The following is a 16,351-nucleotide window of genomic DNA, read 5'->3' on the forward strand; positions in this document are numbered from 1 at the left end:
CGCGCTGAGCGCCCTGTTTCGGGGCGCTCAGAACTTTCATCTCGTCGGGGGCGGCCTTCAAATGCTGCCCCCGAACGATGCAAAACACACATATATAAGGGGAGGCAATCATGTCAGGTCATGGTAGCTCGGTACCCGTTGCCCAATCCGGCAACAACTTGTTTCTGCGCCTTGTTGCGATGCTGTCCAACATCGCTGGCTGGTGCGCCGCCGGCATGATCGTCATGGCCGTGGCGATCACATGTCAGATGATCTTTGTCCGCTACGTGCTGAACGGGTCTACCGTCTGGCAGACCGAAGCGGTGATCTATCTCATCATCGCTGCCACCCTGATTGGCCTGCCCTATGTGCAGCGGCTGCGCGGTCATGTGAATGTGGATCTGATCCCGCTGTCATTGCCACCACGCCCGCGCCTGGTCATGGCCATCATGACCTCTTGCCTGTCCATCGCCCTTGTCGCGCTGATGCTGTTTTACGGTGCCGAGTATTGGCATTTCGCCTGGGAACGCGGCTGGCGATCAGACACCGTTTGGGGGGTACGCCTTTGGATCCCCTATCTGGCCCTGCCCGTCGGCTTTGGCCTGTTCTTGCTGCAACTTATCGCCGACCTCGTTGCTGTGCTGCTCGGCATCGAAAAACCCTTTGGTCTGGAGTAACCCCCTTGGATCCTCTCTTGCTTGGTGGGCTTGTGGCGATTGTCACGATCCTCGTTCTATTCTCTGGCGTATCGGTGGCTATCGGGCTGCTGATCGTTTCAGCCGGATTCTTATTGGTATTTGATGGCGCACGCTCGCTAGAGCTGATGCCCGAACTGCTGTTTGGCAAGCTGGACAATTTTGCCCTGCTGTCTATTCCGATGTTCATCATCATGGGGGCCTCGATTGCCTCAACCCGCGCGGGCGCCGATCTTTACGAGGCGCTGGAGCGCTGGCTAACGCGGGTGCCGGGTGGGCTGGTCGTCTCTAACCTCGGGGCCTGCGCATTGTTCGCGGCCATGTCCGGGTCGTCACCTGCAACCTGTGCGGCGATTGGCAAGATGGGTATCCCGGAGATGCGCAAACGCGGCTACCCCGATGGCGTCGCCGCCGGGTCAATCGCGGCGGGCGGCACCCTGGGCATCCTGATCCCGCCCTCAGTCACCATGATCGTCTATGGCATCGCGACCGAAACCTCTATCGGGCGATTGTTCCTTGCCGGTGTGCTGCCGGGGCTGATGCTGGTGGGGCTGTTCATGGCCTGGTCACTTTACTCTACCTGGAAATCAGGTGATGCCGCGCGTCTGGGCGCGGGCAGCTACAGCTGGGCACAGAAATTTGAAATCCTGCCCCGCGTCCTGCCCTTTCTCGCCATTATCCTTGGGGTGCTTTACGCCATGTATGGCGGCATCGCCACGCCATCAGAAACAGCAGCGGTCGGGGCCTTGCTCTGCCTGGTGATCGCCATGGTGATCTACAAGCTGTGGCATCCGGCCGATCTGTGGGTGGTGCTGCGCGACAGCACCAAGGAATCCGTGATGATCCTGTTCATCATCGCGGCGGCCGGCGTGTTTTCCTATATGCTCAGTTCACTGTTCATCACCCAGTCGATTGCCGAATGGATCGGCACCCTGGATGTAAACCGCTGGGTCCTGATGGGGGTGGTGAATGTCTTTCTGCTGATCGCCGGCTTCTTCCTGCCGCCCGTCGCGGTGATCCTGATGGCAGCGCCGATCCTGCTGCCGATCATCGACACCGCCGGATTTGACCCGATCTGGTTTGCCGTGGTGCTGACCATAAATATGGAAATCGGCCTGATCTCCCCCCCTGTCGGGCTGAACCTCTATGTGATCAACGGTATTGCGCCTGATATCTCGCTCAAGACCATCCTGACAGGATCACTGCCCTTTGTGGCCTGTATGGTTCTGGCGATTGTGCTGCTATGCCTTTTCCCCGGAATTGCCACCTGGCTACCAAACTATGTAATGGGAACAGCACTATGACCCTGTTGGCAGATCTCCTTTCCACCGTTTTTGAACGACGCTATCGCCAGCCTGCGCAACGGGTGCGCGATGATCGCCCCGCCGAAGACCTGGCCGAGGCCCTGGTTGGTTCGGCCGGCGAAACCTCTGGTCTGGCGCTGGCAGGGGATTTGCTGTCGCGCTTCGCCGCAATGAGCGATGACGAGAAGCTGGCGTTTTTTCGCCACATCGCCACCGCGCTGAACATCGACCCAGATGCCGTGCGCACCACCCTGGCGGCCTATGAACAGGATCCGTCCAAGGCCAGTTACCGCGCCTTTATGGCCGCCGCAGAACCCCGTCGACAGGAGCTGATCCGCCGGATCAACCGAATGCCCGGCACCACCGAGGCGCTGGTACGGATGCGGGCTGACCTGTTGCGGCTGGGCAAGGGCATGCCAGAGCTGGAGGCGCTGGATCAGGATTTCCGCCATCTCTTTGCGTCCTGGTTCAACCGTGGCTTTCTTGTGCTGCGCCCGATCAACTGGCAAAGCCCGGCCCATATTCTGGAAAAGATCATCGCCTACGAGGCGGTGCATGCCATCCACAGCTGGGACGATCTGCGCCGCAGGTTGCAGCCCGCCGACCGGCGCTGTTTTGCCTTTTTTCACCCGGCAATGCCGGATGAGCCACTGATCTTTGTCGAGGTGGCCCTGACCCGTGGCATTCCCGGCTCTATCCAGATGTTGCTGGCCGAGGACCGCACCCCCCTGCCCGCCGAAGATGCCGACACGGCGGTGTTTTATTCGATCTCAAATTGTCAGGCCGGGCTCGCCAGCATCTCCTTTGGTAATTCTCTGATCAAACAGGTGGCATCGGATCTGGCGGCAGAACTGGCGGGGTTAGGCACCTTTGTCACCCTCTCGCCCATTCCGGGATTGATGCGCTGGCTCGCGCAGGAAGACCCCGATTGGCAGCCCGCCACGCCAGAGGACATGCAGGCCCGCGCCGCGCACTACCTGCTGACGGCCAAGGGACGCGGCAACGAGCCCTTTGACCCGGTGGCGCGGTTTCACCTCGGCAATGGTGCCATCGTGCATGCGGTGCACGCCGATGCGGATACCTCGCAAAAAGGGCAGGCCCAATCTGGCGGCGTAATGGTAAATTACCTATACGATCTGAAAAATATCGCCCAAAACCACGAAGCCTTTGCCACCGGTAAAAAGATCGTGGCCTCGACCGCAGTTCAGGCGCTGGCAAAATCCGCCGCGCAATCGCAAGCCTAAGAAAGGCAATCCAATGGCAAACCTTTTGTATGACAGTCTTTTTGGGGTCCACGCCGGCAAGTCCACACCGTTTTTACACCTGGCAAATGGCGATATTGTCACCTATCAAGACTTTCTCACGCGGGCAGCGCAGATCGCTAATGCCATGGTGCAAAGTGGGCTGAAGCCCGGTGACCGGGTTGCTGTTCAGGTGGAAAAATCCGCCGAGGCGCTGGCGCTCTATGCGGCCTGTGTGCAGTCCGGGCTGGTCTTCCTGCCGCTTAATACCGCCTACACGGTTGATGAGCTGACCTATTTCATTGAAAACAGCGGCGCGGCGCTGATTGTCTGTGGTGGCGCCAGCGCAGCCGCCCTGGCGCCGATTGCCGCCACTCTGGGCGCGGCACTGGAAACCTTGAATGACGATGGCACGGGATCCCTGATGGCCCTGGCAGACAGCAGCCCCGCGCAGTTTGCAACGGTGGCGCGCGGCGGGGATGATCTGGCAGCCTTTCTCTATACCTCTGGCACAACCGGGCGTTCCAAAGGGGCGATGCTGACGCAGGAAAACCTGCTGTCCAATGCCCAGACCCTGGTGGAACACTGGCGTTTCACAGCCGAGGATGTGCTGCTGCACGCCCTGCCGATTTTCCACACGCACGGGCTGTTTGTGGCGACAAATATCACCCTTGCGGCGGGTGGCAGCATGATCTTTCTGCCCCGCTTCAATCTGGACCAGATCATCGAGATGCTGCCCAAGGCCACCTCGATGATGGGGGTTCCGACCTTCTACACCCGGCTGTTGGGCGACAGCCGTTTCACCGGCGCGCTGACCGCGCATATGCGATTGTTCATCTCAGGCTCAGCGCCGCTCTTGAGCGAAACCCATGCCCACTTCGAGGATCGCACCGGGCATCGGATCCTTGAACGCTACGGCATGACCGAAACCAACATGAACACCTCTAACCCCTATGAGGGCGAGCGACGCGCCGGCACTGTTGGCTTCCCCTTGCCTGGGGTCGAGCTGAAGATCACCGATCCGGCAACCGGCAACACACTACCCGATGGCGAGGTCGGCCAGATCGAGGTGCGTGGTGCCAATGTGTTCAAGGGCTACTGGCAGATGCCGGAAAAAACCGCAGAAGAACTGCGTGACGACGGGTTCTTCATCACTGGCGATCTGGGCAGCATTGATGCCGATGGCTACGTACAGATTGTTGGCCGCAACAAGGATCTGATCATCTCTGGCGGCTATAACATCTACCCCAAAGAGATCGAACTGGTGCTGGATGACCAGCCCGGCGTGCTGGAAAGCGCCGTTATCGGCGTGCCGCATCCCGATTTTGGCGAAACCGTTGTCGGCATTGTCATCCCCGAAGCAAACCAGAGCCCCGATCTTGAGGCCATCATGACGGCAGTGAAACAGTCGCTTGCCCGGTTTAAACACCCGCAAAAGCTGGTTGTTCTGCAAGAGCTGCCCCGCAATACGATGGGCAAAGTACAAAAGAACATCCTGCGCGACAGCTATCAGTCGATGTTCACAGGATCCTAAGGCCAGCGCGCCAGAAGCATTAAGCAGACCCAGCAAGGTTGGCCTTCCGGGCGAAGGCCAACCCTTAGGGGAAATTGCTCCGGGGTGTTTCTGATGGTGTTGCCGACCACCTTGCCAGCGCTTTCAGGCGAGTTCGCCTCGGGCAATGCAAGGGGCCGCGCAGTCAGGCCTGGACGGCCCGACGCCTGACCCCCTGCATCAGCGCCAGGAGCTGTGGTTTTGATACCGGCTTGGCAAGGACGTCATCCATATGCATGTCACGGTAATAGGCCATCTGTTTGGGCATCGCATTGGCCGTCACCGCGACAATAAAACTGGGATCGCGTTCCTTGGCCTGTTCAACAGAGCGGATCTTCTGGGTGGCCTCGACACCATCCATCTCCGGCATCTGGATATCCATCAAGATCACATCAAATACAGATCTGCTGACAAGATCCAACGCCTCCCCCCCACTGGCCGCGGTTGCAACGCGGCAGGCGGTCGAGGCCAGGAATTTCTGCAGAATCAACCTGTTTGTCTTGTTGTCATCGACCACAAGAACGGCCAGCGCAGGAAGATCAGAGCCAAGAGGCAATGCCACGGCGTCAAGGCTTGCCCCTGTCACCAGATCTGCACCCGACTGGAGCGGCAATCTGATTTCAAAGGTTTCCCCCTGCTCCGTTTCTGCAGCCAGTTGCAAACTGCCGCCCATCGCCTGACAAAGCTGTCTTGAAATCGAAAGTCCCAGACCCGTACCGCCAAATTTGCGGGCATCGCTGCCATCCGCCTGCTGGAAGGGTTCAAAGATCGCATCGCGCGCCGCCGTCGGAACACCCGGCCCGGTATCGCAGACCCGAAGTAACAGCAGCGTGCCGCCCTCGGTTGGTTCTGCTATGATCGTGACGCCGCCCTCCCGCGTGAATTTGACGGCGTTTGACACCAGATTATGCAGGACCTGGCGAAGGCGATATTCGTCTGCAACAATTGTTTGTGGCAAATCCGGATCGACCATTACGCTAAGCCGCAAGCTCTTTTCCTTGGCAACCCCCGCGAAAAGATTGCAGGCGCCGTTCACCGCGTCGCGTAGCAGGAAAGGCTTGTTCTCCAGCTCCATTTTTCCAGCTTCGATCTTAGACAGGTCAAGCACATCGCCGATTGTCGACAGCAAGACGCGCCCGGAGTCTTCAATCGCCTGCAGATAGTCTTTCTGCTCCTCGTCGAGCTTTGTTTCGCTCAGCACCGTTGCCATGCCAAGCACCCCGTTCAGTGGCGTTCGGATCTCATGGCTGACATTTGCCAGGAAATGCGTCTTTGCCCGGTTGGCGGCTTCGGCCTGGGCCAGGGCGGCACGCAGGGCTTCGGCAGTGCGCTCTCTTTCGGTGATATCAACAAGAGAAACCGACCAACCCAGCAGCGACGTTGTCGTCTGGATCGGGCTTTCAATAGGCAAGGCACGCGGATCAAAGATGCGATGACCAATCCGTATTGGCTCAGCCGCGTAGGGCACCTTGGTATGGATCAGTTCTTCTATCAATGGCCCAATGCCGGGCAAGCGGTCAATCCTGTCCCCAAGACCGGGCAAGTGCAGGCCAAAAAGAGCCCGCGCCGCAGGGTTTACATCTGCAAGCCGCCCGCGCCCATCCACCAGCAAGACCGGATCATGCGTGGCAGAAAAAATCAGCGCCTGCCCCTGGGCCGCCGTGTCCATCATCGAATTGTTCAGCAACAGCCAGCTCAATGCGATCAGAGAAACCGCAAAAGTATAGGGCGTCGGATCAAAGCCAAACAGGGTTACCCCCCAGCCGATATAGGCCAGATTGGCGGCCACCGGGGCGGCAGTGACGATGAACAACGCGCTCAGGAAAGGACGGATAACCCTTTTTGATTTCAATAAGGCAAGGCAAAGCAACCCGAGGGTGGCCATGATGAAGAGGTACAGGCAGAAGGCAATCAGGTAAAATAGCGGCCCATGGTCAAAGACGACAAAGTGGCTGCCCTCTTCGACTACCAGATGGGTATCCGGCCCATAGAGCAATTGAGTCCGGCTATTCGTCAGGGCAATGACACTCACCAATCCTGGCAGCCCGATATAGGCCAACAGTCGGATCGGGTGGCGCTCTTGCGTGGTGTTCAGGGTGTAGTCGAAAATAAAGAAGGTCCAGGCGATGGGCAGCAAGATGATCCCAGGCCATGCCGCCAGCGACCAGCCAATCTTGCAGGCTTCGCTGGGCGATGCCAGATCAAGGCCAACAGTGAACAGCCACCACAGCATCGCAGCCAGTGTCAAGACAAAGGCAGGCTGCCCCCCAAAGGGATTATTTCGCGCCACGGCCACCATGACAAAGAAACAGACCACCCACAGGACGGCTGCAGAGCCAGAGGCCAAGTTTACGTCAAGGTTGGTCAGGCAGGTCATAAATGATCATGATATTCGGGTTGAAGTTTCACAAAAGCCATTATTGGTCTCACACCGAGACGGAATTTGTTACCCCAATAAGATGAAAATGTATTGCTAACCTATTAATATTCACGGGTAACAGCATGGAAACTTGCGAAATTAGCCAAGCTGCAGAAAAATGGCGGGACAAGAATAGGGCAGGCCCGACCCAGGCCCTAAGCGTAGGATAGCCCCACCAAGCCCCAATCACTACCTGAAGGGGGGAGCAAACCCCAAGAACGTTCGCATAGCGCGAGACCCGGTCCTAGAGAAGAATGTCGTTTTGCGATAAATTTATGGCAGCCGACAAGTTGCGATTGCCCGTGTGCTGCCTGCATCCGCGGCTTCGCAGCGATCCGCCGCCTATTCTGTCTGACGCTTGGCCCCTGCCGCAAGCTGCGCCAGACTTTCCCGGCACGGATAGCGCCAAAGCCCCGCTGCCAGTGCGGCCTCCTTTACGAAGCCGCAGCAGAGCTTTGGACTGGCTTTTAGTCTGTCGCGACAGGTTTCCATGCGATCACGTCGATTTCCACCTTGGCATCGACCATCAGCGGTGACTGTACGGTCGACCGGGTCGGCGGATGTTCAATGAAGTGCTTCTCGAACACCGCATTGAACGAGGAAAAATCGCGTGCATCATCCAGCCAGCAGTTGACCTTGACGACATCGCTCAGGTCGCATTCGGCCAGCGCCAGGGCGGCTTTAACATTGACGATAACCTGCTCTGTCTGGGCAACGATCCCGCCGGTCACGACCTCGCCGTCAACGGTGGGCACCTGTCCCGAGATATAGACAAAATCGCCAGCGCGGACAGCCTTGGCAAAAGGGCGTTTCTGGCCGCCAGCCTGGGCGTCGGCGGTATCAAAGCGGCGAAGGGCCGGGTTGCTCATATGGAAACTCCTGATTGAATGTGGCTAAGTTGAGAAAGAAAGCGGGCGGCGCGGACCTTCACCAGACCTGACCGCGGGCCAAGACCGGCACCGGGCCAAGCGCGGTGGTGCCGCGGACCAGTTCGACCTGATCCAGCATATTGGTCACAACACAGGCATGGTTGGGCACAATGCGCAGCCGGTCCCCCACCTGCAGGCCAATGGTCTGTGCGGTCAGCGTGCCGTGCTCTTCTGACAGGGCCGCGACTGATATGTCGGAGCGCCCCAGCACATGACCAAACCCCTCCAGACCGAGCAAGTCAGAGGTCAGCACCTTGGATCCTGCGTCGATGATCGCCCGGTTCGCAGCGGGCACCGAAACCACGGTGACCAATACCGTCAGGGCGCAATCGGCAAAGCCGCAAATCCCGCGCGCCTGCAGAGAGCGATCATTGTAGACATAGGTGCCGCTACGGTATTCGGTGGTGGCGGGCACGGTCTGCGCCTGCCACATCCCCGGCGTACCACCGTTCGACACAACGCCCACGGACAGCCCGCGGGCTTCGATCAAGGCGGTAGCATTGGCCAGCCAGTCTTGCACCTCTGCCTCGTGGCCAACCGGGGGGTAGGTCATCAGCCCAGCAAAGCGCAGACCGGGCAGATCGCTCACGACATCCGCAAGATCAGCCGCCGCTTTGGGCGAGAGGACACCGCAGCGCCCGGCGCCAGTATCGCATTCAACCAGCACATCCAACGGGCCTGACGCGTCCTGAAATGCCTCGGACAGGCCCTGTGCCACCTGACTATTGTCGCAGACCACAGATAGTCGCACCCGCTCTGCCAGCGCGCGCAGGCGCGCCAGTTTGGCCTTGCCAACGATATTGTAGGTCAGCAGCAGATCCTCGATGCCGCCCTGGCTGATCATCGCCTCGGCTTCGGAAATCTTTTGGCAGGTGATGCCAATGGCCCCCGCCTCAATCTGTCTGTGCGCCAGCTGCGGCAGTTTGTGGGTCTTGATATGCGGGCGCAAGTGTAGCCCCTTTGCATCGCAATGCGCCTGGAAGCGATCGATATTGGCTTCGGCAATATCAAGATCGACCAGCACCGCTGGCGTATCAATTTCTGGAAACATTACAGCACCTCAACATCATGCGGGGCGACAACAATCGGCCAGAGCTTCCGGCTCACGCGGGTATAGGCATTGGTACACGGATCGTTTGGATAAGGCCCATCAACCGCCGCATACAGAATATCAGCCGCCAGCGGCGCAAAGGCCCCGTGGAAGTGATTGGTCGACTTGACCACCAGGATCTTGCGGGCAGCTGCATCAATACCAAGGCCGGTGAACAGATCCGGCGAAAAGGCCTGGGCACGGTTTGAATTCAGCACGATTTCAATCCCGTCCATCTCGATCACCGCGCAATCTCCCAATGGCACAACAGAGGATCCAAAGCTCTGTACCGCGTCCTTTTGCACCCGTTTCACCAGCACCTCGCCGTCGACTGGATCGCCGGCCGAATGCGAGGTCTTGCCACCAAACCGCAGGCTCAGCCGCCCCCCCTCGCCCGCCGCATGGCACAGCCGCACCGCCATCGGGTCCCAAATGGTGCCAAAGGCAATATCACGCAGCCCCAGCGCCATCGCTTGGCGCAGGATAAGGGTGCTGTCCCCCGCCACGCCACCGCCGGGATTATCCCAGACATCGGCAATGACAACCGGACCTTCGGGGGCCGCAGCCGCGCGTTGCAACGCCTCATCCGCCGGTAAGAACTCAGGCCGTGCCGCCCCCCGAAAGGAGAACAGTTCCATCCCCAGTCGGCGCGACAGCTGGTCTGCGGCGGCGCGATCATTGTCGGTGATGACAATCATTTTGGCGCCAAGATCAGGAGAGTCCCCCGCCATGAACCCATGGATCGCCGAGATCGACAGCGCCGCACCCTGCGTCTCAAGCGCGATCATCCTATCGACAAAACCGCGCATCGGGTCACGGCTGGTGGGCAGAACATCCATCATGCGCACATCAAAAACCGACAGCACAGGCGTGATTTCGCCCCGCGCCGCGCGCAGTGTCAGGTCAACGCAGGCCTCTGCCGCTTCGACAAAATCTGTATGGGGGAACTCTTTGAAAACAGTGATGATATCGGCGTTATCGATACGCTTGTCGCTAAGGTGGCTATGCGGATCAAAGCTGACGCCGATGGTAACATCCGGCCCAACGATCTGGCGCACCTGTTCGATCAGCACCCCTTCACAATCAACGCAATTGCTCGCGATCATCGCACCATGCAGCCCCAGGACAACCGCCTGTACCGGTAGCGCCGCGCGCAATTGATCCAGCACTTCTTCGCGCAACCGATCCCAAGTCGGGGCATTGACGATGCCCCCCGGCTCGGCCCAGGTCGCCGTGCCTTCAATCAGCTCTATTTCGCCAGCAACCGCCCGGCGGCGCAGCGCCGGAAAGACTGCACTGCACAGGGTTGGCGTTTCCGGATGCTCCCCCGGAGCGGCGTAGAAGCTCTGGGCGAAATCAGTGAAATCAGCGCGCAGCGGCGAGAAGGTATTGCATTCCGTCGCAACGGACGCACAAAAGACACGCATTATGGAAAACCTATTTTCTTGGGGCCGGCAACACTGTGCCCCCGGCCCGCATTTTCACAATTACTTGAGATAAACACTGCTGTTGGCAGTGACGACATTGGCCTTCAAAAGCTCCAGCAGTTCGCCGGCTTTGGCGTCCAGATTTTCCTGAACATGGGCCTCGAATACCGGCTGGGTCGCGGCCGCCATGGCGCTGCGCTGTTCAGCGCTGAGCGCGGTCACTTCCATCTGCTCCATCAGGCCCGCAAGGCCACGATCCGAGGCCTCAATGATCCGGCTGATGCCACGGCTGGCGGTAACACAATTTTCCGCCGCATGATGCAGCACGGTACGTTCATCATCAGAAAGCGCCTCGTAGAACGCCCGGTTGATCATGAATGTATAGGGCGAAAACAGGTGGTTGGTCAGCGTCATGTATTTCTGCACTTCGGCGAAATTCGCAAAAGAGATGATCGGCACCGGGTTCATCTGGCCGTCGATCACACCGGTTTGCAGGCCGGAATAGACCTCACCCCAGGCCAGTGGATAGGCCTCGGCCCCCAGCGCCTGCATGATTTTCTGATGCGACGGCAGGGACATGGTCCGCACCCGGACGCCTTCAAAATCTGCCAGTTTGGCAATCGGACGTTCCGAATTGGTCACCGCAAAGAACCCACCGGTATCGGGGAAGCCCAGCACAACCACATCGCCCAGCGTTTCTTCGATATCGCGCGCAAGGGCCGCGCCAAAGGCACCATCGAACAGTTCATATGTGGCGCTGTTATCGGCAAAGGCGAAGGGCATGTTCAGCACGTCAATACGTGGATAATAGCTGGCCAGAGCGCCGGTCGAAGTAAGCGTTGCCTGCAAAATTCCATCCCGCACCTGCTGCACATGCTCCGAGGCAGAGCCCAGCTGGTTAGAGCCAAAAACCTCAACCTCGACACTGCCATTGGTGCCCGCTTCCAGAATGTTGGAAAACACAGCAGTACAGGCATGGGCCGGGTTCTCGAATGGATCGGCCTTGTTGTCATGGCCAAACTTGATGGTGCTGTCGGCAAAGGCAGCAGACGCTGTCATCAGTCCAGCTAGGGCAGCACAGGTTGCAAGATGTTTCATGTTATTTCCTCCAGTTGATATGAAACGATTATTGGGCAAATCCCAGCAGACGAGGCAGCCAGAGCGCCGCGTCCTCCCAGTACGCAAAGATGAAAAGAACAGCCACCTCGGCGATCAAGAACGGAAACAGCTTGATCGATATCCGTTCGAGCTTCTCCCCCGTCACCGAGGCCAGCACAAAGAGGCAGGCCCCCACTGGCGGCGTCATCAAGGATATGTTCAACGCCAGCACAAAGATGATCCCGGCGTGGATCGGCTCTAGTCCGACCTGTTCGGTCAAGGGCACCAGAACCGGCGCAAGAATGATCAGGATTGCGGTGATATCCATCACCATGCCGATGATCAGCAACAGGCAGATGATGATTGCGATCACGATGTAGCGGTTGTCCGACAGGCTCAGCACGCCTTCAGCGATCATCTGCGGGATGCGCTCAAAGCTCATCCACCAGCCAAGAATACCGGCAAAGGCGATGATGACAAAGATCACCCCGGTAATACGCCCGGTCCGCACCAGCATGCCATAGAGACTGCGCCAAGTCAGGGTGCGGTAGACAAAGGTGCCAATGAACAGCGCATAGCCCACAGCAATAGAGGCCGCCTCGGTGGGTGTCACCACGCCGCCCAGGATGCCGCCCAGGATGATCACTGGCATTGCCAGCGCAGTCAGCGAAGAGACAAAGGTCTGCCACACCTCTTTCAGCGACGCACCGCGCAGCGCCTTGGGCAGGTTCTCCCGGTTGCCGCCAATGGCGATGACCGCCATGCAGACCAGGCAGATTACCAGCCCCGGCAACAACCCTGCCGCAAACAACCCGGCAATAGAGACCCCCATCAGCGAACCATAGACCACCATCAACCCAGAGGGCGGAATGGTTGGCCCGATGATAGAGCCAGCAGCGGTGACAGCGCAGGCATAGTCCCTGCTATAGCCCTCTTTCACCATTGCCGGCACCAGCGTTCGGCCAAATGCGGCCGCATCTGCCGTCGCCGATCCGGTCAGCCCGGCAAAGAACACCGAGGCCAGCATGTTGGTATGCGCCAGCCCGCCCCGGAACCGCCCCACCAGCACCCGCGCCAGCCCAACCAGCCGGTTGGTGATGCCCGTGTCGTTCATGACTTCACCGGCAAGGATAAAGAACGGCATAGCCAGGAAGGGAAAGACGTTCAGTCCGTTGAAAATCTTGGACGGACCGACGGCCAGGAACTGTGCACCGCCAAGATCGATCAGACCAACCACCCCAGCCAGACCGATGGCAAAGCCGATGGGCATGCCAAACAGGATCAACAAAATGAATGTAGCCAGAACCCAGATCATACCGCATCCTCTTCAAACATGGGTTCCCCATGGGTGCCAAGATCGCGCAGCAAGACCAGAATCAGCTGAAGCGAAGCAATAGCCGCCGAAACAGGGATCGCAGCGTAATAGGGGCGCAGGCTTGTGCCAAAGATCGCCGCCTGCCGGGTTGCCCCACCATTGGCAAAGGCAATGCCAAACCACAGAACATATAGGAAAAGCGCCAGCGCCAGCAGATCCATCGCAACCAGGCTGGCGCGGCGCAGCGGCTTGGGCAACTGATCAATAAAAGCCGTCAGGCCGATATGTTCGCGCCCCGCAACGCCGCAAGACACCCCCAGCATCGCCGCCCAGATCATCAAATAGCGGGCAAATTCTTCCGGCCAGGGCAGCTGCCAATGGAAATAGTACCGGTCCACGACCCCCAGCCAGACGTCCAGGACCAGCGCCAGCATCAGGCAGGCCACGATGCCCTCAACAACCGAATTGATCCCTGTGCTGGCTCTTTCAGCCCAAGATTTCACGATGTATCTCCCCGAATCTCATTTGTACCTTAGATACAACTTCAGCAAACTGAGCCGCAAAATCAACAAAATTCGTTACTAAGATACATAATGACTCTGAAATTCTTGCCTCTTCTGTACTTATGTGTCCTAAAGCGTATCTAAGGTACATATCCGAAAGCCGTTCCAAGCCATGTCAAATAAGACACCTGATCCCGAACTCACAGCTGAACTGCCGGTCCGCGGACGCGCGACAGTCGCCGATGTGATTTCGGAGCTACGGATGCATGACGGCAGCTTTGCCGCGCGCGAGCAGAAGGTTGCAGATTTCGTCAAGGCCCACCTTGAAACCGTTTCCGAAATGACAATCGCCAAGGTCGCCGAGGGAGCAGATGTCAGCACCCCAACGGTGATCCGGTTCTGCCGCACCCTGGGCTGCGAGGGATTTCGTGAGTTCAAACTGCGCCTGGCGCAGAACCTGGCCGTCAGCCACCAATATCTGCAACCCAGCATGGCCCTTGGCGAAGCAGGCCCCTCCGACGCGCCACTGGACCGGGTTCTCGGCGCGCTCTTTGCCACCATGTCCACCATGCAGAGCCAGGTGGACCCTGCGGATATTGCCACAGCAAGCGACCAGTTGGCCAACTGCCATCAACTGGTTGCTGCCGGCATCGGTGGTGGCTCTTCCATGCTTGCTGCCGAAGCCGCCAACCGGTTTTTCCGCCTTGGTATCCCCAGTGTCTCGGTCAATGACAGCTACGCGCTGCAGATGCATGCCGCGACGCTGCGCCAAGGCGATGTCATGCTGATGTTTTCCTCCAGCGGCGAGGCAGATGCCGTGGTTGGCGCCGCCCGGGTGGCGCGCAGCTATGGCGCCAAGACCATTGGCATCACCCGCGCCAGGTCCCGGCTGACAGAGGTGTGCGAACTCTCGATCGGCATCGACCTGTCAGAAGATACCGATATCTTTAAACCAACTGCTTCCCGCTTTGCATATCTTGCCATCCTCGACGCGCTTGCCCTGTCGGTCGCGCACCAGAATTCTGACCAGACGCGCGAGAACCTGCGCCGCATCCGCGCCTCTCTTACCGCCTATCACGGGCGCACGGACCCGCAGCCGCTGGGCGACTAAGCCCCGCCACCGCGCCGGTGCGCCCCTGGCAGCGCCGTTACAGGTGGGTCAAACTGTCCGAGATCTCGTCTGCAATCGCCCTCGCATCAATCCCGTCCCGTTCTGCCGAGACCCGCAGCCCCAACAAATCTGATTGATACCGGCGCGCCAGCACCTTTGGGTCATGTCGGCTGTCGATGTCCCCCGCCGCCTGCGCCTGCTGAAACAGCTCTGCAAAATACTGTTCCATCCGCAAGAGGTGCTGGTTGGCCTTGCTAGCCAAGGGGTGATTATGGGCCTGCAGTTCCAGCAGCGTCTTAGACAACATGCAGGCCTTGGCAGGGGCATCCTTGTTGGCAATCGCGATATCGGGAAACCGCTGAAGCGCCTGGACCGGGCCGTATTCTTGTGCCAGAAAACGCAGCCTTTCAGCCCCGTCCAGCGCGTATCTGTCCATTGCCAGTTCGAACAGCGCATCCTTCGATCCAAAAGCCGCGTAAAAGCTGCCCGGCTTCATCTGCAAGGCTGCCTCCAGGTCTTTCAGCGATGTGCCTGCCCAGCCACGGCGCCAGAACAGGTCGCGGGCGCGCTTGATCAAGTCTTCGCGGTCGTAGGTTGGTTTGCGTGGCATAGGATCACCGATTGTTGAGTAGTCGCTCAAATATATACTTGAGTGATCACTCAAGAAAGCCTAAATGTACCTCCATTGCAATTTTTCAAAGGCTGTATCATGACCTTCCCCTCGCACGATCTCGACTCCGCCCCCGAAGCCTCCAAACCGCTGCTTGAAACCTCGCTGAAAACCTTTGGCCGCCTGCCCGGCCTGCACAAGGTTCTGGCGGAAAGCCCGCAGGCCTATGAAGGCTATCAACTGCTGCACAAATTGTTCACCGAAACTAACTTCGACGCCGAAGAGCTGACGGTTGTCTGGCAATCAATCAATGTCGAGCATGCCTGCCACTACTGCGTCCCAGCCCATACCGGGATCGCCAAGATGATGAAGGTCTCGGACGAGATTTCGGACGCCCTGCGCAATGAAACGCCGCTACCCACCGCCAAGCTCGAAGCGCTGCGGACCTTCACCGTGCAGATGGTGCGCGCGCGCGGAAATGTCTTGCAAGAGCAGATGAAAGCCTTCTTTGATGCAGGCTTTGACCACCGCGCCGTTCTCGACGTGATCCTTGGCCTGGCGCAGAAAACCATGTCGAACTACATCAACCACGTTGCCGAGACCCCGGTTGACGAAGTCTTCCAGCCACTGGCCTGGCAGCGCAGCGAAACCCCGCTGAAGGTGTAAGATTAAAACGGTCGCGCTGCATAGAATTGCAGCGCGACCCTTGCAGCCCCAAAGACGTACCGCATGTGTCGTCCATTTTTCGCTATGACCTCATGGCCGCCCATGATCTGGGGATCACCAATAAGGTTTGGGTAAACCGTGGCCACGAGCCTGCCCCTCTACTACGGCTATGTGACGAATTCGATGCGCAGCGGACGCATTCACCCGTGAAGACAAAGCCCCAACGCAACGCGCACCTCGGCTGTGAGAGCCTCGTTAGAGGCGGGCAGACTGCTCGCAATGGCAGCTCTGCGCAGGGGGCGGGCTTTGCAAAGTCTGGTGAACAGTTCCATCTGCGACTTCGAAAGTTAAAACCAGCCCCGGGAATTTCAGGGATTTCGGCGGAGCAATCTTAAGACTTTGCACGCTGGCA

At 58.8% G+C, this 16,351-nt stretch carries 14 protein-coding genes; 6 read left to right on the forward strand and 8 right to left on the reverse strand.

The window, feature by feature from the left end:
* Nucleotides 1-110 precede the first annotated feature (110 nt).
* From LRK71_RS17390 to LRK71_RS17405, 4 genes are read left to right on the forward strand one after another with little or no spacing between them, the layout of a single operon-like run.
* Entirely contained in the window at nt 111-656 is a 546-nt protein-coding gene (locus LRK71_RS17390) for a TRAP transporter small permease (protein ID WP_232405235.1), read from the forward strand.
* Nucleotides 657-661: 5 nt separating this feature from the next.
* Nucleotides 662-1,978: a TRAP transporter large permease gene (locus LRK71_RS17395; RefSeq protein ID WP_232405236.1), complete on the forward strand. Its 1,317-nt coding sequence runs from the start codon at nt 662-664 to the stop codon at nt 1,976-1,978.
* Nucleotides 1,975-3,222: a malonyl-CoA decarboxylase gene (locus LRK71_RS17400; RefSeq protein ID WP_232405237.1), complete on the forward strand. Its 1,248-nt coding sequence runs from the start codon at nt 1,975-1,977 to the stop codon at nt 3,220-3,222. Before LRK71_RS17395 ends, LRK71_RS17400 begins: the two co-directional genes overlap by 4 nt.
* Nucleotides 3,223-3,235: 13 nt before the next feature.
* The gene (locus LRK71_RS17405) at nt 3,236-4,753 is read left to right on the forward strand and encodes a malonate--CoA ligase (RefSeq protein WP_232405238.1); all 1,518 of its coding nucleotides are present in this window, start codon (nt 3,236-3,238) and stop codon (nt 4,751-4,753) included.
* 163 nt (nt 4,754-4,916) lie between these two features.
* On the opposite strand, the gene LRK71_RS17410 is transcribed toward LRK71_RS17405, so the two are convergent.
* The 7 genes from LRK71_RS17410 to LRK71_RS17440 all read right to left on the reverse strand — a co-directional run bounded on the left by LRK71_RS17410 (nt 4,917) and on the right by LRK71_RS17440 (nt 13,552).
* On the reverse strand, nt 4,917-7,148 hold the full coding sequence (locus LRK71_RS17410; RefSeq protein WP_232405239.1) for a hybrid sensor histidine kinase/response regulator: 2,232 nt from the start codon (nt 7,146-7,148) through the stop codon (nt 4,917-4,919).
* 509 nt (nt 7,149-7,657) lie between these two features.
* On the reverse strand, nt 7,658-8,059 hold the full coding sequence (locus tag LRK71_RS17415) for a RidA family protein (protein ID WP_232405240.1): 402 nt from the start codon (nt 8,057-8,059) through the stop codon (nt 7,658-7,660).
* 58 nt (nt 8,060-8,117) lie between these two features.
* Nucleotides 8,118-9,170 (reverse strand): alanine racemase, encoded by a 1,053-nt coding sequence (locus tag LRK71_RS17420; RefSeq protein ID WP_232405241.1) that lies wholly within the window; start codon nt 9,168-9,170, stop codon nt 8,118-8,120.
* Nucleotides 9,170-10,636, reverse strand: a complete 1,467-nt coding sequence (locus LRK71_RS17425) for a M81 family metallopeptidase (protein WP_232405242.1) — start codon at nt 10,634-10,636, stop codon at nt 9,170-9,172. Before LRK71_RS17425 ends, LRK71_RS17420 begins: the two co-directional genes overlap by 1 nt.
* Before the next feature lie 60 nt (nt 10,637-10,696).
* Entirely contained in the window at nt 10,697-11,734 is a 1,038-nt protein-coding gene (locus tag LRK71_RS17430) for a TRAP transporter substrate-binding protein (protein WP_232405243.1), read from the reverse strand.
* A 28-nt stretch (nt 11,735-11,762) separates the two neighbouring features.
* A complete protein-coding gene (locus LRK71_RS17435) occupies nt 11,763-13,049 on the reverse strand; it encodes a TRAP transporter large permease (protein ID WP_232405244.1) in 1,287 nt (428 codons plus the stop codon).
* Nucleotides 13,046-13,552 carry a TRAP transporter small permease gene (locus LRK71_RS17440; protein ID WP_232405245.1) on the reverse strand — a complete coding sequence of 169 codons (507 nt, stop codon included), beginning with the start codon at nt 13,550-13,552 and terminating at the stop codon, nt 13,046-13,048. The genes LRK71_RS17435 and LRK71_RS17440 overlap by 4 nt, the downstream gene beginning before the upstream one ends.
* 172 nt (nt 13,553-13,724) lie before the next feature.
* On the opposite strand from LRK71_RS17440, the gene LRK71_RS17445 reads away from it, so the two are divergent.
* Entirely contained in the window at nt 13,725-14,663 is a 939-nt protein-coding gene (locus LRK71_RS17445; RefSeq protein WP_232405246.1) for a MurR/RpiR family transcriptional regulator, read from the forward strand.
* Nucleotides 14,664-14,700: 37 nt separating this feature from the next.
* On the opposite strand, the gene LRK71_RS17450 is transcribed toward LRK71_RS17445, so the two are convergent.
* The gene (locus LRK71_RS17450) at nt 14,701-15,273 is read right to left on the reverse strand and encodes a TetR/AcrR family transcriptional regulator (RefSeq protein WP_232405247.1); all 573 of its coding nucleotides are present in this window, start codon (nt 15,271-15,273) and stop codon (nt 14,701-14,703) included.
* 99 nt (nt 15,274-15,372) lie between these two features.
* On the opposite strand from LRK71_RS17450, the gene LRK71_RS17455 reads away from it, so the two are divergent.
* Nucleotides 15,373-15,939 (forward strand): carboxymuconolactone decarboxylase family protein, encoded by a 567-nt coding sequence (locus tag LRK71_RS17455; RefSeq protein WP_232405248.1) that lies wholly within the window; start codon nt 15,373-15,375, stop codon nt 15,937-15,939.
* Nucleotides 15,940-16,351: the final 412 nt, after the last annotated feature.

Origin of the sequence: Pseudophaeobacter flagellatus (genome assembly GCF_021228235.1) — a bacterium.
In the GTDB taxonomy this organism is placed as follows: Bacteria; Pseudomonadota; Alphaproteobacteria; order Rhodobacterales; family Rhodobacteraceae; genus Pseudophaeobacter; species Pseudophaeobacter flagellatus.